The following is a 21812-nucleotide window of genomic DNA, read 5'->3' as shown; positions in this document are numbered from 1 at the left end:
TATGGCGCTGGACAAGCCGTACAAGAGCATTCCCGGCACGACCATCTTCGATGCGGAGCAGGCGCGCCGGGGCTACCACCTGAATCAGTTCTGCATGTCGCTGATGAAGGCGCAGAACCGCGAGCGTTTCAAAGCGAACGAGCGCGCCTATCTGGATGAATGGCCGATGAGCGAGGATCAGAAGCTCGCCGTCCTGGCGCGCGACCTGAATCGCTGTATCGAGCTGGGCGGCAATATTTATTTCCTGGCCAAGATCGGCGCCACCGACGGCAGGAGCTTCCAGTTCATGGCGGCCAGCATGACCGGCATGACTCAGGAGGAATACGCCAGGATGATGTTGCAAGGGGGCCGCGTGCCCGGCAGCCCCTTGCGCGATCCGCGGGAGAAACGATGATGGCCAGCATCACTGCCAGTGTTTATACCTCGCACGTGCCCGCGATCGGCGCGGCGCTGGATCTGGGCAAGAGCGGCGACGATTACTGGAAGCCGCTGTTCGCGGGCTATGAGCCGTCGAAGGCCTGGTTCAAGGACAATACGCCGGATGTGATCTTTCTGGTCTACAACGATCACGCCACCGCGTTCAGTCTGGACATGATTCCGACGTTCGCGATCGGCTGCGCCGCCGAGTACCAGCCGGCGGATGAGGGCTGGGGGCCGCGGCCGGTGCCAGTCGTCAAAGGCCATCCGCAGCTCGCGGCGCATATCGCGCACTCGGTGATTCAGGACGACTTCGATCTCACCATCGTCAATCGCATGGATGTGGATCACGGCCTGACGGTGCCGCTGTCACTGGTATGCGGGCAGGTACAGCAGTGGCCGTGCGCGGTGATTCCATTCGCAGTGAATGTGGTGCAGTACCCGGTGCCGTCGGGCCGCAGGTGTTTCAATCTGGGGCGGGCGATTCGCAAGGCGGTGGCGCTGTACGACGAGCCGCTGAAAGTGCAGATCTGGGGCACAGGCGGCATGAGTCATCAGTTGCAAGGGCCGCGTGCCGGATTGATCAATCGGGAATGGGACAATCGGTTTCTGGATCGGTTGATCGCGGAACCGGAGGCGCTGGCCGACTTGCCGCATCTGGAGTACGTGCAGGAGGCGGGCTCCGAAGGCATCGAGCTGGTGATGTGGCTGATCGCACGAGGTGCGATGAGCGATCGCCCGCCGCGGGTGGCGCATCGTTTTTACCACGTGCCGGCCAGCAACACGGCCGTCGGCCATCTGATTCTGGAGAATTCGCAATGAGCACCCTCAGGGTTGCGCTCGCCGGTGCCGGCGCGTTCGGCGTCAAACATCTCGAGGGCATTCAAAACATCAAGGACGTGCAGGTCACGTCGCTGGTGGGGCGCGAGCTGGACAAGACGCGCGAGATCGCCAGGAAGTTTTCGGTGGGGCACGTCACGACCGAGCTGTCGGACAGCCTGGCGCGGCCCGACGTCGATGCGGTGATCCTGTGCACGCCGACGCAGATGCACGCGTCGCAGGCGCAGGCGTGCATGCAGGCGGGCAAGCACGTGCAGGTGGAGATTCCGCTCGCTGATAGCTGGGAGGATTCGCAGGCCGTCGCCAGGTTGCAGAAGCAAACCGGCCTGGTGTGCATGGTCGGCCACACGCGGCGGTTCAATCCCTCGCATCAGTGGTTGAACAAGCGGCTGCGGGCGGGTGAGCTGAAGATTCAGCAGATGGACGTGCAGACGTATTTTTTCCGTCGCACCAACACGAATGCCCTGGGTCAACCCAGATCGTGGACGGATCACCTGCTATGGCATCACGCGGCGCATACGGTGGATCTGTTTCGATATCAGACGGGCGAGGAGGTGTCGATCGCGCACGCCGTGCAGGGGCCGAAGCATCCGCAGCTCGGGATCGCGATGGATATGTCGATCCAGATGAAGACGCCGTCGGGCGCGATCTGCACGCTGTCGCTGTCGTTCAACAACGACGGGCCGCTGGGCACGTTCTTCCGATACATCTGCGATAACGGCACGTACATCGCGCGCTATGACGATCTGGTGAACGGGAAGGAAGAGAAGATCGACGTGTCCAAGGTGGCGGTGTCCATGAATGGCATTGAGCTGCAGGATCGCGAGTTCTTCGCGGCCATTCGGGAGCGGCGGGAGCCGAACTCGAGCGTGCATCAGGTGCTGGGGTGCTATCGCACGCTGCATGAGCTGGAGCAGCAGTTGCAGGCACAGGGATGAACCGGCGAACCCTTGCCAATAGAGCCGTCGCCGAAATCGGCTTCGGCTGCATGAACGTCAGTCACGCCTACGGTCCGCCTTCGGATCCGGCGGCGGCGAAGGCGCTGTTTCACGCGGCGCTCGATCTGGGCATCGATCATCTCGATACCGCCGCGCTCTACGGCTTCGGGCGCAACGAATCGCTGGTCGGCGAAATTCTGCATCCGTTCCGTGATCGTTTCTTTCTCGCCAGCAAGTGCGGCATGACCGGCGTCAACGGCACGCGCGTCATGGACGGTCGGCCGGAGACGTTGAAACAGACCTGCAAGGAAGCGCTGACTCGGCTGCGCACCGATGTCATCGATCTGTATTACCTGCATCGGTGGGACAAGAGAGTGCCGATCGAGGAGAGCGTCGGTGGGCTCGCCGATCTGGTGCGCGAGGGGCACATTCGTTCCATTGGTCTGTCCGAAGTTTCCGCGGCCACGTTGCGCAAGGCCCATGCTGTGCATCCGATCGCGGCCGTGCAGAATGAATACTCGCTCTGGACTCGCAATCCGGAGATCGCCTTGCTGAGCGCGTGCAAGGAATTGGGCGTCGCACTCGTCGCGTTCTCGCCGCTGGCGCGCGGCTTTCTCGCAAACGGCGTTGCTGATCCCAGAGAGTTCACGGAGAAGGACCTTCGCCGCACGATGCCTCGGTTCAATCCGCCGCACTTCGCTCGCAATCGAAAGCTGCTCGATGAGTTCAACAAGGTGGCGTGGGAAGCCGGTTGCACGCCCGCGCAGCTGGCGCTGGCGTGGCTGTTGGCGAAGGCGCCGCATGTGTTGCCGATCGTCGGCACGACGTCGATCGCGCATCTGGAAGAAGATGTGGCCGCATCGCGAGTGCGCCTGTCGGCCGAGACGCTCGACACCCTCGAACGACTGATCAATGCCGAGACTGTCAGTGGCCCGCGTTATCCTGCGGACACGCTGACTGAGATCGACACAGAAGCGACGCCGAACGCCGGCTGAGCTAGCTTTCTCTCGCGTGTGCTCGTTGCTGTCTGGTCCGGTACGCCATCGGCGATACGCCAGTTCGCTGCGTGAAGAATCGCGAGAAGTACGCCGGGTCTGGAAATCCGCAGGCCTCGGCAATCAATCCCACGCTCATGCCCGTATAGAGCAGCGAGCGCTTCGCCTCCAGCAATCGTCTTGCATTCAGCAGCGCGAGCGGCGAGCTGGCCGTGCTTCGTACGCAGGCCTGTCGCAACCGCTCCGAGCTCACGCACAGACGCTTCGCATAGTCTGCGACCTTGAGTGTGGTCCGGAAGTGTTGTTCGACCAGCAATCGATACTTCGAGGCCAGTACCGAATCCGCGCCGGTCTTGTTCTCCTCGTTCGGCAGCAGCTGCAGCTTCCGACGCAGGGCCGCGACGAGAATGCCGATGAGCAACGCCTCGGCCGCGGTACGCCGACCGGGCAGGTTGCCGCGAAACTCCATCATCAACGATTCAAACCTCGTCGCCATCGCGCCGGTGACCTCCGCCGGCAGCGGCATCGCGTTCGCTTCCGACAACACCGGTCGCAGCTCCGCGTTCTCATGGGCGATGCGCTCGATCAGCGCGCCCGACGCGGTGAGAATCCAGCCATCGGTGCCCGGCTTGAAATCGAATCCGTGCACGCACGCCAGTGGCACCGAGATCAGGACGGCATGATTGAACGAAATCGTCTCGCCCTCGGCGTAAAAAAAGCCGCCGCCGCGAGTCACCAGTAAGAAGTGATATAGATCCTGATGAGCGTGCGGCCGGATCTTCCAGTCGTGCAGGCGGCTGCGTTCGGCGATGGATTCGATGTGCAGAAAGCGCTCGTCGACGTCGTGCGTCGCCTCGCCATACAGGAAATATTGAGGAATCCCACGCCGCGCCACGGTGCGCTCCAAGGTGATGTCGATCGACATCCTACCGCGAGCCGCGACGGGCAGGTTGGGAAATGTCCAAGAAGTGCTGTTTTTTCTCCATCGTCATCCGAGCCCCCGGCGCGGCATCTTGTGCGTGTGTCGAGGGGGACGGGCGTTGCGGACACAAGTTGCGATCATTGGCGCGGGGCCGGCGGGGCTGTTGCTCGGTCAGCTGCTGTACGAGGCGGGCATCGAGGCCGTGATTCTCGAGCGACGCACGCCGGACCATGTATTGGGCCGCATTCGGGCCGGGGTGCTGGAGCAGGGCACGGTCGATATTCTGGATCTGGCGGGCGTCGGTGAGCGCTTGCACTCCGAGGCGTTGATTCATGGCGGCGTCGAGATTGGTACGGGCGGGCGTCGCCACCGGATCGCTTTCAAAGATCTGGTCGGCAAAGTTGTGACAGTGTATGGCCAGACCGAAGTCACGCGCGATCTCATGGACGCGCGAGCGGCCTGTGGCGCGCCGTCGATCTACGAAGCTGAGTCGGTCGAGCTTCACGACCTCACCAGCGCCCGACCTTGGGTGAGGTTTGTTCACCAGGGCATCGAGCAACGGCTGGACTGCGATTTCATTGCCGGCTGCGATGGTTATCACGGGGTCAGCCGACGTTCCATTCCCGCCGAGGCGCTGTCAGCGTTCGAGCGCGTTTATCCGTTCGGCTGGCTCGGCGTGCTCGCAGATGTTCCACCCGCCTGGGATGAGTTGATCTACGCGGACTCCGAGCGAGGTTTCGCGTTGGCCAGCATGCGCTCGGAGAAGCGGATACGTTGTTACGTGCAGTGCTCGCTCGACGACAAGGTCGAGCACTGGAGCGATGCGCGGTTCTGGGAGGAGTTCAAGCGACGCGTGGGTGAGGATGTCGCGGCCCGCATGACCGTCGGGCCCTCCATCGAAAAGAGCATCGCGCCACTGCGCAGTTTCGTGGTCGAGCCGATGCGGTATGGACAATTGTTTCTGGCTGGCGATGCGGCTCACATCGTGCCGCCGACCGGGGCGAAGGGGCTCAATCTCGCGGCCAGCGATGTGTTCTATCTGCACGAGGCGCTGGCCGGTTACTACCGAGGCAAGCCGCGCGAGGTCCTCGATCAGTATTCTGGACGAGCGCTGCGGCGCGTGTGGCAGGCGGTCCGTTTCTCGTGGTGGATGACTTCGCTGCTGCATCGATTCCCGGGCGAGGATCCTTTCTTCGGCCGCATTCGCGGCAGTGAGCTGCAGTATCTGTTTCAGTCGGAATCCTCGCAGAAGGCGCTGGCCGAGAATTACGTCGGCCTGCCGCTTTGACTGGCCTGGCGCTTCGGCGTTCGCGCGCGCGGGCGAATCTCCTTGTCCATGAACAGCTCCGCCACCACCGAGCGGAGCCAGCGATTGGCGGCGTCGCGCTGGAATCGTGCGTGCCAGTGCTGGTGAATGACGCGCGGCTTGGCCTTGAACGGCGGTTTCACCAGCTTGATGTCCGCGAGCCTGGCAAGTCCCTCACCGATCGCATAGGGCACGGTGAAGATCAGATTCGATTGGCTGAGGATGGTCGGCACGGCGAGGAAGTGCTCGATGCGCACCGACACCTTTCTCACCAGCCCCTGCGCCTGCAACTCCGCCTCCAGTGAGTCGTTCATGTGACCGGCCGGATGGACCACCGCATGCAGGCCATCGAGAAACTGACGACGCGTCATCTCATCCTGGATGGTCGGATGATCGGCGCGCACGATACAGACGAACGAATGCGAGAACAGCCGCTGTTGAAACAACGCGGCGCCGGCCAGGTCCGGGAAATGTCCAAGTGCGATATCCACTTCTCCCGAGCGCAAGGCCGGCTCGAGCAGGGGCGCGGGCAGATTGACCGTGCGCAATTGCACGCCCGGCGCGATCTTGTTCAGGCGGCCCAGGATCCGCGGCAGGAACACCAGCTCGCCGATGTCCTGCATGTTGAACGTGACCGAACGCTGTTCGGTCGCCGGATCGAAGGTCGGCTGTTGCAGCAGGTCGGAGCGGATCCGCTCCAGGATCGCCTCCAGCGGTGCGCTCAGGCTCTCGGCATAGGGCGTCGGGTGGATGCCGCGCGCGGTGCGGACGAACAGCGGCTCGCCAAACATCTTTCTCAGCCGGTTCAAGGCGAAACTGGTGGCCGGCTGGCTCATTTTCAGGGTGCGGGCGGCGCCGCTCACACTGCGGCTGCGGAGCAGGGCGTCGAACACGACGAGCAGGTTCAGATCGACGTCGGCGATATCCATGGTGCTTATATCTTATATACCTGTTACCGCTCTTTCCAAATGACTGGGATGCAGGCGAAATCGCCTTCGATCACTGCCGTCAGTGACTCGTATCAGGGGGTTCAATCGTGTCATCGTCCAGCGTCGTGCGCGTGCAGCGCGACGGCGAGCTTGCATCAGTCATCATCGACAATCCGCCGGTCAACACCATCACCGCGGCGGTCAGGGCTGGCCTGCGGGAGGCCCTTCATCAGCTCCAGGCCAGCAAGGACCTGCGCGGCGTCCTGTTGCTGTGTGAGGGCAGCACGTTCTGCTCCGGCGCCGACATCGGTGAGTTCAGCGGTCCGCCGAAGGAACAGGAATATCGGCAGCTGTTCAATGGCTATGAGGCGTTGGGCGTTCCGGTGGTCGCCGCCATGCACGGCACGGTCATGGGCGGCGGTCTCGAGATCGCCCTCGCGTGCCATTATCGCGTGGCCGCGGCGGGCACCCGTTTCGGCATGCCCGAGGTCACGTTGGGCATCATCCCCGGCGCCGGCGGCACGCAACGCCTGCCCCGTTTGATCGGTGCCGAGCAGGCATTGGAGTTGATCGTCACGGCGCGTCCCGTCGACGCCGCCAGAGGCCGCGAGCTGGGATTCATCGATGAGATCATCACGGCAGAGCTGCGGTCCGGGGCGATCGACTATCTGCGCTCGCTGGTCGAGACGGGTCGAGGGCCACGGCGTACCGGCGAGATGACCGTTGCAGTTGCCAGCGCGACCGCGGAGGTGTTCGAGCGCGCGCGTGCGCAGGCTCGCAAGCTCTATCCGAATCGCAACGCTGCGCAGGTCGCGGTCGACGTCGTGCAGGCAGCGACCACGCTGCCGTTCCAGCAAGGACTCGAGTACGAAACGAAGCGCGTCAACGAATGCAAAGACAGTGTCGAGTCGAAGGGCGCGGTGCACGTGTTCTTCGCCGAGCGCGAGACGCGTCGTATCCCCGGCCTGGCCGACAGCGTGACAGCGCGTCCGATCGAGCGCGCCGGCATCATCGGCGCGGGCACGATGGGCGGCGGCATCGCCATCTGTTTCGCGAACGCAGGCATTCCGGTGGTGCTGCTCGATGCCAACGAGCAGGGGCTGACCCGGGGCCTCGCGAATGTCGAGGCGACCTATCAGTCGATGGTGGATCGCGGCCGGCTGAGCGCCGAGGACAAGGCCGGGCGCATGGCGCTGATCGGCACTTCGCTGTCGTACGACGCCCTCTCGGACGCGGATGTGATCATCGAAGCGGTGTTCGAGAGCATGGACCTGAAGCGCAGGATCTTCACCGAGCTCGACCGCGTCGCGAAGTCCGGCGCGGTGCTCGCGACCAACACGTCGACGTTGGATATCGAACAGATCGCGGCGGTCACCCGGCGGCCGCGGGACGTCATCGGCATGCATTTCTTCTCGCCGGCGAACGTCATGCCGCTGCTCGAAGTCGTGCGCACGAGCCAGACATCGGACGAGACGATTCGCACCGTGATGGATCTCGCCAGGCCGCTGCGCAAGACGCCGGTGCTGGCCAGGGTCTGCTACGGCTTCATCGGCAATCGCATGATGGAGGGTTACGCTCGCGAAGCCGAGCGCATGGTGCTGGAAGGCGCGACTCCGCGTCAGATCGATACCGCGCTGGAGGCGTGGGGCATGGCGATGGGCATTCTCGCGGTGTTCGATATGGCGGGCATCGATGTCGGCGTCAACGTGCACAAGGCGAATGCTGCGCAATTTCCGCCCGATCCGACGTATTACCAGGCCGACTTCGCTTTGCATGACGCGGGCCGTCTCGGTCGGAAGAACGGCCAGGGCTATTACCGTTACGAGCCCGGCAATCGTTCCCGCATCGACGATCCCGAAGCGATCAGGATCATCGCCGAGCGTGCCGAACAGCTGCGGGTGCCGCAGCGTCGGCACACGACGCAGGAGATCGTCGAGCGTTGCCTGTATCCGCTGCTGAACGAGGGGCTGCGCATCCTGGGCGAGGGTGTGGCGCTGCGTGCCTCCGATATCGACGTGGTGTGGACGGCAGGTTACGGCTTCCCGCGCTATCGCGGCGGCCCGATGTTCTACGCCGAGACTCTCGGCCTCGAAGTGCTGCTCGCCGGCATGCGCAAGTACCAGGACACGTTCGGTCCGATGCATTGGCAGCCGGCGCCGCTGCTGGTGGAATTGGTGCAACGGAAGCTGCCCCTCGGCGACTACGAATCTCTGAGGACGGGAGCCGGGCTGCGAGAGGGGGCACGATGAACATCGACGAGCTGATCGCCATCGACGTGCACACGCACGCCGAAGTGTCCTGCCGGCAGGAACCGGACGAGGCCTGGCTGCCGTTCGAGGCGGCGTCGGCGAAATACTTCAAGGCGGGCAAGCGGCCCGACATCCACGAGACCATCGCGTACTACCGTGAGCGCAGGATCGGCCTGGTCATGTTCACGGTCGACTCGGAATACCAGATCGGCGCCCGGCGCATCCCCAACGAGGAAGTGGCGGACGCGGCGCGCGACAACAGCGACATCATGATGGCGTTCGCGAGCATCGATCCGCACAAAGGCAAGATGGGCGTGCGTGAAGCGCGGGCCCTGATCAAGGATGGCGTCATCAAGGGCTTCAAGTTTCATCCGACGTTGCAGGGCTTCTTCCCGAACGATCGGCTGGCGTATCCGCTGTACGAAGTCATCGCCGAGCACCAGCTGCCCGCGATCTTCCACAGCGGTCACTCGGGCATGGGCACCGGCATGCGGGGCGGCGGCGGGCTGCGGCTGAAATATTCCAATCCCATTCACCTCGACGATGTCGCCGCAGACTTTCCGGATATGACCGTCATCATCGCGCATCCGTCCTGGCCCTGGCAGGACGAGGCGTTGTCGGTCTGTCTGCACAAGCCCAACGTGTACATCGACCTGTCGGGCTGGTCGCCGAAATACTTTCCGCCGCAGCTGATTCAGTACGCGAACTCGCAGCTGAAGACCCGGATGCTGTTCGGCTCGGACTATCCGTTGATCAGCCCGGATCGCTGGATCAAGGATTTCAAGGAAGCGGGGTTCAAGCCCGAGGTGCACGATCTGATTCTGAAACGCAACGCGATTCGCGCCCTGAAGCTTTCGTAGCCGGACACATCGCAAGTAATGCAAGCCGAAGACTTGCCGAGACAGCTGTCATGGTCGCCGGATCCGTTTCATACGGAGGTGGAGCGGCGCGCCGATGGCACGGTGTATCTGCGCCCCGCGGAAGCGCTGTCGGCGTATCCAGAGCGGCTGATGGACTCGCTCGAGCGCTGGGCGACGACGTCGCCTCGGCGCGTGCTCGTTGCACGCCGGGTCGCAGGTGGGCAGTGGCAGACCGTCACTTACGGCGCAATGCTCTCGCGCGTGCGACGGATCGCGGCGGGCCTGCTGACGCGCGATCTGTCGGCCGAGCGGCCCATCGCCATTCTCTCGGGCAACAGCATCGAGCATCTGACGCTGGCCTTCGCCGCGATGTGGTCGGGCATTCCCTACTGTCCGGTGTCGCCGTCGTATTCGCAGGTCTCCACGGACTTGCGGAGGCTGCGCTACGTGTTGGATCTGCTCACTCCGGGGCTGATTGCGGCGTTCGATACGCCCGCGTTCGAGCGAGCGTTGCAGGGCGTGTCGGGCTCGATCGAAATCGTTGGCGATGCCGGCCCGGTGACCTCGCTCGAAGCGCTGGAGGCGCCGCCGGGCTCAGCGTTGGAGAGCGCGCACGCGCGCACCAACGCCGACACCATCGCGAAGTTCCTGCTGACCTCCGGCTCGACCGGTCAGCCGAAGGCGGTGATCACCTCCAATCGCATGTTGTGCAGTAACGCGCACATGTTGCGACAGCCGATGCCGTTTCTGGTCGACGAGCCGCCGGTGCTGGTCGACTGGCTGCCTTGGAATCACACGTTCGGCGGCAGTCACAACGTCGGGCTGGTGCTGAGTAACGGCGGCTCGCTCTACATCGACGATGGCAAGCCGACGCCGGCGGGCATTCAGGAGACCTTGCGCAATCTGCGCGAGATCGCGCCGACCGTGTATTTCAACGTGCCGAAGGGCTTCGAGATGCTGGCGCATCACTTGAACGCGGACTCGCAGCTTCGTCGCAACTTCTACAGCCGACTGCGTGCGTACTTCTTCGGAGGCGCGGCGTTGGCGCAGCACACGTGGAGTGCGCTCGATGAGGCGGCGGTGCAGGAAGTCGGAGTGCGCATTCCCATGCTCGCCGGGTTGGGCGCAACGGAGACGGGGCCGTCGGTCACCTTCACGACGCCCGCGGCCGGGCGCGCCGGTCTGATCGGGCTGCCGGCGAAAGGCAATCTCGTGAAACTCGCACCGGTCGCGGAGAAGCTCGAGCTGCGTGTGCGCGGTCCGAATGTGACGCCGGGCTATTGGCGCCAGCCCGAGCTGACGGCCGCGGCCTTCGATGAGGAGCGGTTCTATCGACTTGGCGATGCGGTTCGACTGCTCGACGACGCCGATCCCGCGCGCGGACTGGCGTTCGACGGTCGCATCGGCGAAGACTTCAAGCTGTCCAATGGCACCTGGGTCAGTGTCGGTCCCTTGCGAGCGGAGCTGATTGCGACGCTCTCGCCGATGGCGCAGGACGTGGTGGTCGCGGGAATCAATGAAGAGTATCTCGCCATCCTGATCATTCCCGACCTGCGCGGTTGCGCTCGAATGCTGGGTTCGAGCGCAGCCCTGAGCCACGAGGCGGTGGTCACCAATCGCGAGCTGTTGACGGCGATTCAGCAGCGCCTGAGCGCGCATGCCCGGCGCAATCCGGCCAGTACCCGCTGCGTGCGCAGAGCGCTGATGTTGCCGACGCCGCCGTCGCTCGATCAAGGCGAAATCACCGATAAGGGATCGATCAATCAACGCGCCGTGCTGAGCCATCGCGGGCCGTGGGTCGAGGCGTTGTATCGAACCGAGCCGCCGCCGCAGGTGGTACGGATCGAAATCGCGGCGTGACGGACGAGGCCGACGAGGTCGTGCAGTACTGAGATCGGGTTCAAAACATCGACATGGCGCGGGCCATGATCAAACAGGGGGCAGCGATGAATGTGAGAGGAAGAATCACGAACACACGCGTGCGAGCGGCTGTATGGCAGGTGCCGCTCATCACTTTGACCATGGGGATGGCGACGCCGGGGGCCGCGGCGAATCCCGACGAGGGCCGCCAGGCGGGGGCATTGGAAGAGGTCGTGGTGACCGCTCGCAAGCGCGAGGAATCCCTGCAGGATACGCCGATCGCGATCTCCGCCTTCTCGGCCGCCGCGCTGGAACGTCAGCAGATCACCAGCACCGAGGATCTGGATCAAGTCGCGCCCAATCTGCAATTCGCCAGCTATGGTCCACTGACCGGTAACAACTCCGCCGCTCAGGTCTACATCCGCGGCATCGGGCAGAGCGATGGCTCGTCCGGTGTCGATCCGGGTGTGGGCCTGTATATCGACGATGTTTATATGGGCCGCTCGGTGGGCGGCGTGCTCGACTTTCGCGATGTCTCCAGCGTGCAGATCCTGCGCGGCCCGCAGGGAACCTTGTTTGGACGCAATACCATCGGCGGCGCGGTGCTGCTGACGACGACTTTGCCGGGCAAGGAGTTTGGAGGCACGGCGCGGGTCGGTATCGGCGATGATCGGCTGCACGAAGGCTTCGCGGCCATCGATCTGCCGATAACCGATGAGCTGGGCGCGCGGCTCTCGGTGGGCGCGCGTCAACGTGACGGCTATGTCACGCGCGTCTACGACGGTCTCGATCTGGGCGACGAAAACACATACACCGTGCAGTCGTCGTTACGATGGCTGCCGAGCGACAGTCTCACGCTCACGCTGCGCGGCGACTACAGCAAGGAAGATGAAAACGGTTCGCCGTTCGTGTTCGCCGCGATCAACGAGTCGCAGGTGTTTCCAGCCGCGATCAGTCGCGGCGCAGGCTGCCCGGGCGCGACTTTCCCGCCGCCCTCCGTGCCGCAGAATGTCGTGGATCAGCGTTGCGCCAATGATGCTACGTGGAATCTCGGCAAGTATCGCAATGGCGGCAATGCGCCCGCGAAGAGCACGCTCGAAAACTGGGGCGTGTCCGGCACGCTGCAATGGAAACTGAACGATACGTTTGCGCTGAAGTCGATCAGCGCGTATCGCGAGCTGGATTGGAGCGGCAGTCGTGACGCGGACAACACCGGGCTGCTGGTGCTGCATACGGACTACACCAGCGCGGGCGATCAGTTCAGCCAGGAGCTGCAGGCGCTGGTCGAGACCGAGCGGCTGCGCGGCGTGGTCGGTGCTTTCTATTTCCAGGAGAGCATCGACGACTTCCTGCGGGTGCCGTTCGCGGCGCCGCCGCCGCTGGTGGCCAGCGGGGCGATCCCGGGCTCGCTGGATTATCAGCGAGCCTTCATCGACAACGACAATTTCGCCTTGTTCACGCAATGGACCTTCGACGTGACCGAGGCGCTGAGCCTGACGGCGGGAGCGCGCTACACCGAGGAAACCAAGGGCATTCGCATCCTCTCGTTCACAGTCACCCCCTTGACGGCCCCCGTGGTCGTTCCGACGACGCTCAATACGCCGCTGGTTGCCGGTCCGGGTCTCAATATCATTCCGCGACAGTTCCAGAACAAGTACCAGTCCACCACCGGCTCGGCCAGCATTCAGTATCGCTGGAATCCCTCGGTGATGACGTACCTGAGCTGGTCGCAAGGCTTCAAGAGCGGCGGCTTCAATCAACGTTACAACCTGGCACCGCCGGGCAATCTGCCGGTGGCGTTCGACGAGGAGACCGCCGAGACGTTCGAGCTGGGTTTCAAGACGGAGCTGGGCGCCGATCTGCGCCTGAATGGCGCGATCTTCAGTACCGACTACGACAACATGCAATTGACCTACCGGCTGGGCATCGTGCCGTTGCTGTTCAATGCCGGCAAGTCCTCGATCGAAGGCGCGGAGCTGGAGCTGACCTACGCGCCGGGTGCGTTGCTGGTGGAGGCGAGCGCAGGTTACCTCGACAACAAATTCGATGAGATCGCGGTGGTGCCGGGCACGACTCAAACGGTCGGGCCGAACAACACGCTGCCGTTCGCACCGGAATGGCAGGCCAGCCTCGGCGTGGGTTACGACTTCGACGTGGGCAGCGCCACGCTGACGCCGCGGATCAACCTGAGCTACACCTCGGAACAGTACTTCGACGCGGCCAATTCGGCCGAGGTCGCGCAACTCGACGATGTGACCTTGCTCAATGCGTCGCTCACACTGGAGTGGGGTGCGTGGCGGCTGCGGGCAGGGGTGAACAATCTCACCGATGAGCAATATCGAGTCGCAGGCAACTCCTCGTTCAGTACGTCGGCGGGCTATGCGGAAGTGATCTACTCGCGGCCGAGGAATTATTTCTTGTCTGTCAGCCTGGATTTCTGAGGGGCGACGAAGTCGCCGCGATCGGATCGCGGCGACTGCGCGTGGTTACGTAGATGTACGGTGGGAGTCACTACTGATTCTGTCATGTCAAAGTGAGAGGCTACTCCGCCAGCAAATTCAGCGGTGGAGGAAAGCCGATCATGCCTCACGAACAGCATCGGATTCGTATCTCATCGAAGACGGGCCAGAGCTGGGCCCTGATTCTGGCCGGAGGTGAGGGCAGTCGTCTGCAGTCGCTTACGACCACCGCCTCGGGCGTCGCGATTCCCAAGCAATTCTGTTCGTTTGGCGGCGAAGCGTCTCTGCTCCACGATGCGCTGCGTCGGGCGCAGACCGTCACGACTCCGGCGCGCACGTGTGTCGTGGTGTCCGAGCATCACCGCTTGTGGTGGCAGGCGATGGATCTGCGGATTCCTTCGGCGAACGTCATTCGCCAGCCGTCCAATCGCGGCACGGCCATCGGCATTCTGCTGCCGCTGTTACAAATTCTTCATCGTGATCCGAACGCGACGCTGCTGGTGCTGCCGTCGGATCACTTCGTGTGCGACGAGGCCGTGCTCGCGGAGAGTCTGCAGGCGGCGGTGCGCGAGATTCGACGACAGCCGGATCGGATCGTGATGCTCGGCATCTCGCCGGACGAGGCCGATCCGGAGCTGGGTTACATCGTCTCCCGCACCAGTCGTGCATCGGGACTGCGATCGGTCAGCGAGTTCGTGGAGAAGCCCAGCCCGGCGGTGGCGCGCATGCTGATCGCTCGCGGCGGCGTCTGGAATTCTTTCATTTTCGCGGCTCGGGGCAGGACGTTGCTGCGTGCGTTCGAGCAACGCTGTCGTCAGCTTGCCTTGGACCTGTGGGAGATCGTGTCCTCGCCCAATCCTCTGGCGCAGGCCGACGCTCTTGCCGATTTATATGATCGCGCGCCGGCGCTCGATTTCTCTCGCGACATCCTGCAGTGCTCGCCGGAGCTGTTGCGCGTGCTGACGGTGCCGCCGTGTGGATGGAGCGATCTGGGCACGCCGCGTCGGGTGAGCGAGGCCCTGCATCGCTTCCCGCCCCGACAGGTACGAACGCGCAAGGCGCGCGATGCGGCGTTCCTGGATCTCACTCAACATCGGCCGGTGACGATCAAGGGCGAGCTGCGGACGGGCTGACTCGCAGCCAGCGCCCCGTCACGAGCACCAGCGCGACGGTCGCCAGGGCCACTGCCAGGATCATCTCCCACTGCGGCGGTGTGAATCGAAACACCGCCGCGATGCCCGGTATGTAAATGACGCACGCGAGCGCGACGCTCGCGAGCGCCGCCATGATCCAGAAAATATTGTTGTGGCGTCTGGCGATCGCACGCACGCTGGCGCTGCGCGAGCGGCTGACGAAGATCAGTGCCACATTGGCGAGCACCAGACTCACGAACACCAGGGCCCGCGCGCTCGATTCATCGAGCCATTGCAACGCCGCGCCATAGACGCAGACGTTCCAGACCATCACGCACGTGCCGAGGCCGATGCTTCGCTTGAGCATCTCGGAGGAGAACAGCGGCTCCTCGCGCGGGCGGGGCGGGCGTTTCATGACATCGTCCGATTCCGGGTCGGCCTCGAAGACGAAGGCACACGCCGGATCGATCACGAACTCCAGAAACAATACGTGCACGGGGAACAGCAGCAGCGGCCAGCCGAGCAGCACCGGCACCAGGCCCATCCCCGCAATCGGAATGTGCACCGAGACGATGTAGCTCATCGCGTGGCGGATGTTCGTGTAGATGCGACGCCCCAGTCGCACGGCGGCGACCAGCGATCTGAAATCGTCGTCGACCAGCACCAGCGACGCGGCTTCGCGGGCCACATCGGTGCCGCGACCGCCCATCGCGACGCCGACGTGAGCGGCCTTCAGCGCGGGCGCATCGTTCACGCCGTCACCGGTCATCACGACTTCGTTGCCGTCGGCTTTGAACGCTTGCACGAGGCGCAACTTGTGCTCGGGCCGGGAGCGCGCGTAGATGTTCACCTCGCGCGCCCGCCGTCGCAATGTTTCATCGTCCAGTGTTTCGATGTCAGCGCCAGTGAGCACGCCGGCGCCGACGTCGAATCCCGCCTGCGTGGCGATGGCGAGTGCCGTGCCGGGATGATCGCCGGTGATCATGACGACTCGGATGCCGGCCTGCTTGCACTCGGCGAGCGTGGCCGGCACATCGTCCCGCAAGGGATCGGCCAGGCACACGAACCCCAGGAATCGCAGCTCGAAGTCTCGCGGGGTCTCGGGCAACGCGCTGCTCGAAGTCGTTCCTCGAGCAACGCCGAGGATGCGCAGTCCGCGTTGAGCGTTGGCGTTGACGCGCTTCATGAGCTCCGCGCGCTCGGCGGATTCGACGTGACACAGCGCCAGCACCGTTTCCGGCGCGCCCTTCACGGCGACGTACGCCTGATTTTCGTCGGGTGCCTGCCAGACGTGCGTGACGGCGAGCAGCTCGGGCGTGAGATCGTATTCGCGGATCAGGTTCATTCCGCGTAGCTGCTCCGCCGCCGCTGATGCAAAGGACTGCGCGGCTGCATGGATGGCTTTTTCCATCGGATCGAACGGAGCTCGTTCGCTCGCTGCGAGGGCGATGCCGAGCACCTCCCGAGCATCCTCCGTGATCGATACACCGGCCTGCGTTTCGATGCGGTCGGTGCGGGTTTCGATCGCAATCACCTGCATCCGGTTTTCGGTGAGCGTGCCGGTCTTATCGACGGCGAGGAGGGTCGCGGCGCCAATGGATTCGAGCGCCGGCATGCGACGGGTGAGCACGCCGACGCGCGAGATGCGCCAGGCACCCATCGCGAGGAACACGGTGAGCACCAGCGGAAACTCCTCGGGCAGCACGCTCATCGCGACCGTGATGCCCGCGAGCACGCCGGCCAGCCAGTCGTGTCGGGACAGGCTGTAGATCACAGCGATGGCGGCACAGAGGATCAGCGCGGCGGTGGCGACCCATCGCACGAGTCGATGCACTTCCCCGAAGAGTGCGGTCGTCTCGGGCTCCAATGTTTTCAGAACGCCGCCGATCTTTCCTATTTCAGTGCGTGCGCCGGTCGCGGTGACCCGGGCGGTGCCGTAGCCTTGAACGACGAGGCTGCCGGAGTAGACGCGGCCGTGCTCATCGGCGGCGGAGGGCAGCTTCTCGACGGGCAGCGACTCGCCCGTGAGAATCGACTCATCCACGCTGAGCGCAGTGGCGTCGAGCATCACGCCGTCCGCCGGAACGCGATCGCCTTCGCGTAACAGAACCAGATCGCCGGCGACGACATCGCGACCGGCGATGCGCTTCTCCTCGCCATCGCGAATGACCAGTGCGCGCGGACTCGACAGGTCGCGTAGTTTTGACAATGCCTGCTCGGTGCGACGCTCCTGCAAGACCGTGATGCCGACCACGACGACGATCGAGGCCGCGAGTATCGTCGCCTCGCGCACATCGCCGAGCACGACGTAGATCGCGGCCGCCGCGATCAGCAGCAGAAACATCGGTTCGGTGAGCACTTCACGGGCGATGCCGGCCAGGCTGCGCGGACCTTGACCGGGCAACTCATTCGGACCGTCCGCACTCAACCGTCGCGCCGCCTCGGCCTGGCTCAACGACTCGAGCTTGAGCGGGCTGGCGTCAGGGGTGTTCATTCATGGGCATCTCGGGCCAGGAAGCGAGCACAAACTACTGTACTGCCGGGCCGGGTCACTCGGTGGGATCACGTACCGGGTAGGGCGTTTCGCGCATGGTGGACAGGAGCGCTCAGGTTCGACACTCTATCGGTCCTCCGACCGCAGCGATTCAAGGGGTGCAGCTTCAGTGGCCATCGACTCCCACATGCCCGTTTTACGACTTGTGGTCGCCACGGCGCTGCTGTCCGCGATGGCTGCCGGCACCGTGCTCGCATCGCCGTTGAGCGTCGATGAGAAGATTCGCAACGCCTTGCAGCTGGATCAGGATGCCGCGCGCGGCGAAAAGCTATACGCAACTCACTGCGCGCAATGTCACGGGCAGCGGGCGCTCGGCAGCGCGAGCCGGGTGATTCCCTCGCTTGCCGGTCAACGGCGCGCTTATCTGGTGAAGCAGCTCGCGGACTTCAGCGAAGAGGAGCGTGCGAGTCGCGAGATGCACGCCGTCATCAGCAAACCCGAGATCGCCAATGAGCAGGCGTGGGCCGATCTGTCCGGCTATCTGAACTCCTTGCCACGTGCCAGCTTCCCGCAGACCGGCGACGGCCGTGGCCTGGAACTGGGCGAAGCGATCTTTCAGGATCAATGCGCCTCCTGTCATCAGCAGGACGGCCGTGGCGATGACGACGGCTTCATTCCTTCGGTGCGTGATCAGCACTACTCATATCTGGTGCGCCAGATGCGTTCGATCGCGTCCTGGCATCGGCTGAATGTCGATGCGGATCTGGTGCGGTACTTCGACAGCCTGGATACCGAAGAGGCGACGGCCGTGGCCGATTATCTGTCCAGAATGCGTGGCCCCATTCAGGATCACGAGCGCATGAACAACGACGGCACGACCAACAATTAAAGTGACGCCTCGCGCGGGCCCCGCGGCCTCGGGTGACAAGAGCTGTCGCCTTCGGGCGTGGATGCCGCTATCATGACGCCACGGTCTGCAGTTCACCGAGGCGTCGCCGCCCCATTCCAGGGGAGCTAAACCTGCTCAATTTCCCATAGACACGCACTTGTCCCGTGCCGTTGTCGAAAGCCGGCGACCATCGACGTTTCGTTACAGAACGGCGCGCAGAGGATGAGTCATGTCCAGAGTCGCCCTGTCGTTACACATTCCCGATCTGTCGGGGTTCGCCAAATCCGTGCGTGAGCAGCTCGGCAAATTTCCCGAGCCGCCGGGTCACGTCGAGATGCTGAACCTGCTGTGCCGGTCGGCGGGCTTCAGAAACTATCAGCATTGCAAGGGCGTGAGCGAGGCCCAGCAACGTCTGCAACTGCCGGCCCCACCGGTGGCCGTGCCCGTCGATTACGCGCTCGTCGAGCGAGCGGTGCGCCTGTTCGATGAGCAAGGTCGACTGTTGCGCTGGCCGACGGCGGCCGCGCTTCAGGATCTTTGTTTATGGGTGCTGTGGTCTCGACTCGAAAGTCGCGAGACTTTTACCGAGAAACAAATCAGCGAGCGGATCAAGCGCTGGCACGTGTTCGGCGATCACGCGCTGCTGCGACGGGCGCTGATCGGCTGGCGGCTGGTTCAGCGCACGCTCGATGGCAGCGAATATCGTCGCATCGAGCAGAAGCCGCCGGCGGAGCTGCGGGCGTTGGTCAGTCGCCTGCGGCTCAGCGCCTGAGGCAGAGGAGATGCGCCATCATCGACTATGGCGCAGCACCTGGCCGGCGAGCGCGCCGGTCGCCTGGCCGTTGTCGATGCTCAGCTGGCCGTTGATCAGTAAATAGTCGACCCCGCTGGAGAAGCGCAACGGCTGCTCGAACGTTGCTTCGTCTTTGATGCGCGCAGGATCGAACAGCACCAGATCGGCCGCCATGCCGGGGGCGATCCGGCCGCGGTCGGTCAGGCCGAGGCGGTTGGCCACCATGGAGGTCATGCGGCGGATGGCGTCCTCCAGGGTGAGGACTTTTTCGTCACGAACATATTTCGCCAGCACGCGAGGAAACGCGCCGAGTGCGCGCGGATGGGTGCTCTTGGCGGTGGCGATGTTGACCGGCGGGGTGTCGGTCTCGATCATCACCCACGGTGCATGCAGGGCCGCGCGCTTTTGTTCCTCATCCATGCTCTCCGGGGCCACGGTCACTTGCGCCATCGACAGATCGAAGAAGGTCTCCCAGACGTCGCGGCCTTCCTTCTTGGCAATGTCCGCCACTGACAGGCCCGCGGCCTCGCGCGGGTACTTGCCTGCATCGGTGACCAGCACCTTGCTCCAGTCGGCACCCACGTGCTGATACCAGTTCTCCCACGTCGTGTTCGGATTCTCCAGCTCCGTGCGCAGCTCGCGCCGCTTGGCTGCCTTGGCAACCTGTTTCTTCGCCGCCTCGAAGCCATTGGCATAGAGCGTCGGCGGCAGGAACGACTCGAGACCGATGCCGTTGCGGATGTAAGGATAGATATCGGACGTCACATCCAGTCCGCGAGCGCGTGCCGCATCGATGCGGTCGATGGCCTGGGTCATCAGCGGCCACTGTCGCTTGCCGGCGGCCTTCAAGTGATAGATGTGCACCGGCAGTCCGGCCAGCTCTCCAATTTGAATGCTCTCATCGATGGCCTGCAGCAGGCCGACGCTTTCGTTGCGCATGTGAGTCGAGTAGAACCCGCCGCGGCTCGCCGCCACCTTGGCGAGCTCGGCAATCTCCTGCGTCGTCGCATATGCGCCGGGCGGATAGATGAGCGCGGTGGACAGGCCAAACGCGCCGTCGTCCATGGCCTCCGCGACGAGCTTCTTCATCTGTTCCATTTCGGCCGGCGTCGGCGCTCGATCCGCCTCGCCCATGACCACCGAGCGAATCTGGCCCGCGCCGACGTTGTGTGCCACGTTGATGGGCACGCCGTGCGACTCCAGGATCTGGAAGTATTCCTTGTAGCTGCGCCAGCGCACCGGCTTGCCATCGAGCATCTCGGGCTTGCTCTGGGTACGCTCGTTCTGTGGCGCATGGGAGGAGCCTTCGCCGCTCACGTGTGTCGTCACGCCTTGATACAGACGAGAGCGCGCGGTGTCGGGATCGGTCAGGTAGACAAATGTTTCCTGTCCCATCAGGTCGATGAAGCCCGGCGCCAGCACCCGGTCGGCGGCGTCGATCGTGCGCTTGCTCGGCGCTTGCAGCGGTCCGGGCACGACGGCAACGATGCGCCCGTCACGGATGCCTACGCTACCGCGATACCAGGGATTGCCGCCGCCATCGACGATGCGCGCGTTGACGATGAGTACGTCGAGCGGCTGCTCCGCGCTCATCGCGGAGGTGGCTGCGAAGAAAAGCAGGGCGAGCAGGCAAAAGAGCGAAGGACGTGGATTCATTGCGCACGCGGGACGTTGGAAAACCGCCGCGATGATGCACGGCGGTGAGTCGGCTCGTCCAGTCGTCGAGATCGCGCGCTCGTGACTCGTTCGTTCGGGACAGGAATTATCTAGAAACGGACAACCCGGCGCGAGGCTCGGTGTGTGAGAGATACATGAGATGCGCCGTGCCGAGCACGGGCAACAGGCCGATCAGAACGACGAAGCTGAAGTTCGCGGCGTAGGCGCCGGGCGCGGCGATCAGCCGCAGCAGGATGGAGGCCAGGATGAAGAGCGTGACGCCGGCAATCATCGCGATGCCGAGCGGGCGACTGCGCAGGCCGGCACCCGTGATCACCGCTCGTGAGGTTAGAAACAATCCGATCGGTCCCGACAGGCCGATGACGGCGCCGCCGATCATCATGCCCAGGATGGCGCGGCCGAGTGGCGTGGCCAGGAAGTAGTCCTGGAGGGTGCTTTGGTTCAGGCCGAGCACGCCGGATGCCCCGAACACCGCATCCCACCAGCCCAGCGTGATTGGCAGGAAACAAAGGAGCAATTCCAGGAACAGCACTCCGCGCGAGACCCGAAGATTCCCGCTGCGCATGGTTTCAATCCTCCATTTCATGCCCGCAATCACACAGCCCAGTGCCCACGAGAGTCGGTCGTCGTGGGGCACGTGATTCAATTCGACGTACATCGCACGCGACCACTCACTGCCGTCCTTGCCCATCAGCGCAGACGTGAGGCGCAGGCACAGTGAGATGAGATCGTTCATGCGTGACGCAGGGGACGACCGGCCGGTGCATTCGTCGCCGCGCACAGCTCGATCTGTTCCCGGGCGTGCGCGAGACCCTTCGCGGTCAGGCGATAGACGTGGCGGGGCAGGCGGCCGCCATCGTCGGGCGGTACCCACTTGTGTTCGAGCAAACCTCGCTCGGACAGGCGCATCAAGATGGGATAGAGCGTGCCGGACATGAGCTCCGTCGCCTTGGAAAGCTCATATCCATGGCGCCACTGCTTCGGCTCCTCGATGAGGCTGCGGAACAGATTGAGCGTCTGACCGGAGGGGCGTCGGGTGCGTGCCATGGCG

At 63.9% G+C, this 21812-nt stretch carries 18 protein-coding genes; 12 read left to right on the top strand and 6 right to left on the bottom strand.

Annotated elements, in window-relative coordinates; translation table 11 throughout:
* The first annotated feature begins 1 nt into the window (after nt 1).
* The 4 genes from ligA to EKO19_RS16655 are packed head-to-tail and all read left to right on the top strand — an operon-like array spanning nt 2 to nt 3190.
* Nucleotides 2-394, top strand: a complete 393-nt coding sequence (gene ligA, locus EKO19_RS16670) for a protocatechuate 4,5-dioxygenase subunit alpha (RefSeq protein ID WP_129777591.1) — start codon at nt 2-4, stop codon at nt 392-394.
* A complete protein-coding gene (locus EKO19_RS16665) occupies nt 394-1239 on the top strand; it encodes a class III extradiol dioxygenase subunit beta (protein ID WP_129778500.1) in 846 nt (281 codons plus the stop codon). Before ligA ends, EKO19_RS16665 begins: the two co-directional genes overlap by 1 nt.
* Nucleotides 1236-2195 carry a Gfo/Idh/MocA family oxidoreductase gene (locus EKO19_RS16660; protein ID WP_129777590.1) on the top strand — a complete coding sequence of 320 codons (960 nt, stop codon included), beginning with the start codon at nt 1236-1238 and terminating at the stop codon, nt 2193-2195. The genes EKO19_RS16665 and EKO19_RS16660 overlap by 4 nt, the downstream gene beginning before the upstream one ends.
* Nucleotides 2192-3190: an aldo/keto reductase gene (locus EKO19_RS16655; protein WP_129777589.1), complete on the top strand. Its 999-nt coding sequence runs from the start codon at nt 2192-2194 to the stop codon at nt 3188-3190. Before EKO19_RS16660 ends, EKO19_RS16655 begins: the two co-directional genes overlap by 4 nt.
* A 1-nt stretch (nt 3191) precedes the next feature.
* On the opposite strand, the gene EKO19_RS16650 is transcribed toward EKO19_RS16655, so the two are convergent.
* Nucleotides 3192-4115 carry a helix-turn-helix domain-containing protein gene (locus tag EKO19_RS16650; RefSeq protein WP_129777588.1) on the bottom strand — a complete coding sequence of 308 codons (924 nt, stop codon included), beginning with the start codon at nt 4113-4115 and terminating at the stop codon, nt 3192-3194.
* A gap of 115 nt (nt 4116-4230) precedes the next feature.
* On the opposite strand from EKO19_RS16650, the gene pobA reads away from it, so the two are divergent.
* Nucleotides 4231-5400: a 4-hydroxybenzoate 3-monooxygenase gene (gene pobA / locus EKO19_RS16645; protein ID WP_129777587.1), complete on the top strand. Its 1170-nt coding sequence runs from the start codon at nt 4231-4233 to the stop codon at nt 5398-5400.
* Here the strand turns inward: pobA and EKO19_RS16640 are convergent.
* A complete protein-coding gene (locus EKO19_RS16640; protein ID WP_129777586.1) occupies nt 5379-6347 on the bottom strand; it encodes a LysR family transcriptional regulator in 969 nt (322 codons plus the stop codon). The genes pobA and EKO19_RS16640 overlap by 22 nt on opposite strands.
* Before the next feature lie 107 nt (nt 6348-6454).
* Here EKO19_RS16640 and EKO19_RS16635 point away from each other — a divergent pair, with 107 nt between their 5' ends.
* From EKO19_RS16635 to EKO19_RS16615, 5 genes are all read left to right on the top strand, one after another.
* Nucleotides 6455-8596, top strand: a complete 2142-nt coding sequence (locus EKO19_RS16635; RefSeq protein ID WP_217705410.1) for a 3-hydroxyacyl-CoA dehydrogenase NAD-binding domain-containing protein — start codon at nt 6455-6457, stop codon at nt 8594-8596.
* Nucleotides 8593-9456 carry an amidohydrolase family protein gene (locus EKO19_RS16630; protein WP_129777585.1) on the top strand — a complete coding sequence of 288 codons (864 nt, stop codon included), beginning with the start codon at nt 8593-8595 and terminating at the stop codon, nt 9454-9456. The genes EKO19_RS16635 and EKO19_RS16630 overlap by 4 nt, the downstream gene beginning before the upstream one ends.
* Nucleotides 9457-9474: 18 nt before the next feature.
* Nucleotides 9475-11316, top strand: a complete 1842-nt coding sequence (locus EKO19_RS16625; RefSeq protein ID WP_129777584.1) for a feruloyl-CoA synthase — start codon at nt 9475-9477, stop codon at nt 11314-11316.
* 65 nt (nt 11317-11381) lie between these two features.
* On the top strand, nt 11382-13757 hold the full coding sequence (locus tag EKO19_RS16620; RefSeq protein WP_175597090.1) for a TonB-dependent receptor: 2376 nt from the start codon (nt 11382-11384) through the stop codon (nt 13755-13757).
* Nucleotides 13758-13897: 140 nt separating this feature from the next.
* Nucleotides 13898-14908: a sugar phosphate nucleotidyltransferase gene (locus EKO19_RS16615; RefSeq protein WP_129777582.1), complete on the top strand. Its 1011-nt coding sequence runs from the start codon at nt 13898-13900 to the stop codon at nt 14906-14908.
* Here EKO19_RS16615 and EKO19_RS16610 read toward each other — a convergent pair.
* Entirely contained in the window at nt 14883-17402 is a 2520-nt protein-coding gene (locus tag EKO19_RS16610; protein WP_129777581.1) for a cation-translocating P-type ATPase, read from the bottom strand. The genes EKO19_RS16615 and EKO19_RS16610 overlap by 26 nt on opposite strands.
* 187 nt (nt 17403-17589) lie before the next feature.
* Here EKO19_RS16610 and EKO19_RS16605 point away from each other — a divergent pair, with 187 nt between their 5' ends.
* Together EKO19_RS16605 and EKO19_RS16600 are read left to right on the top strand one after the other, a co-directional pair.
* A complete protein-coding gene (locus EKO19_RS16605; RefSeq protein WP_129777580.1) occupies nt 17590-18291 on the top strand; it encodes a c-type cytochrome in 702 nt (233 codons plus the stop codon).
* Nucleotides 18292-18520: 229 nt separating this feature from the next.
* Nucleotides 18521-19063 carry a DUF2087 domain-containing protein gene (locus tag EKO19_RS16600; RefSeq protein WP_129777579.1) on the top strand — a complete coding sequence of 181 codons (543 nt, stop codon included), beginning with the start codon at nt 18521-18523 and terminating at the stop codon, nt 19061-19063.
* 18 nt (nt 19064-19081) lie between these two features.
* On the opposite strand, the gene EKO19_RS16595 is transcribed toward EKO19_RS16600, so the two are convergent.
* The 3 genes from EKO19_RS16595 to EKO19_RS16585 form a co-directional block, all read right to left on the bottom strand.
* Nucleotides 19082-20740 carry an N-acyl-D-amino-acid deacylase family protein gene (locus tag EKO19_RS16595; RefSeq protein WP_129777578.1) on the bottom strand — a complete coding sequence of 553 codons (1659 nt, stop codon included), beginning with the start codon at nt 20738-20740 and terminating at the stop codon, nt 19082-19084.
* A 106-nt stretch (nt 20741-20846) separates the two neighbouring features.
* The gene (locus EKO19_RS16590) at nt 20847-21497 is read right to left on the bottom strand and encodes a hypothetical protein (protein ID WP_129777577.1); all 651 of its coding nucleotides are present in this window, start codon (nt 21495-21497) and stop codon (nt 20847-20849) included.
* Nucleotides 21494-21808, bottom strand: a complete 315-nt coding sequence (locus EKO19_RS16585; RefSeq protein WP_129777576.1) for a PadR family transcriptional regulator — start codon at nt 21806-21808, stop codon at nt 21494-21496. Before EKO19_RS16585 ends, EKO19_RS16590 begins: the two co-directional genes overlap by 4 nt.
* Between the last annotated feature and the right edge of the window lie 4 nt (nt 21809-21812).

It is taken from the genome of Peristeroidobacter soli, from assembly GCF_004138485.1.
Taxonomy (GTDB): domain Bacteria; phylum Pseudomonadota; class Gammaproteobacteria; order Steroidobacterales; family Steroidobacteraceae; genus Steroidobacter; species Steroidobacter soli.
This window is presented reverse-complemented; position numbering and strand designations above follow the sequence as displayed.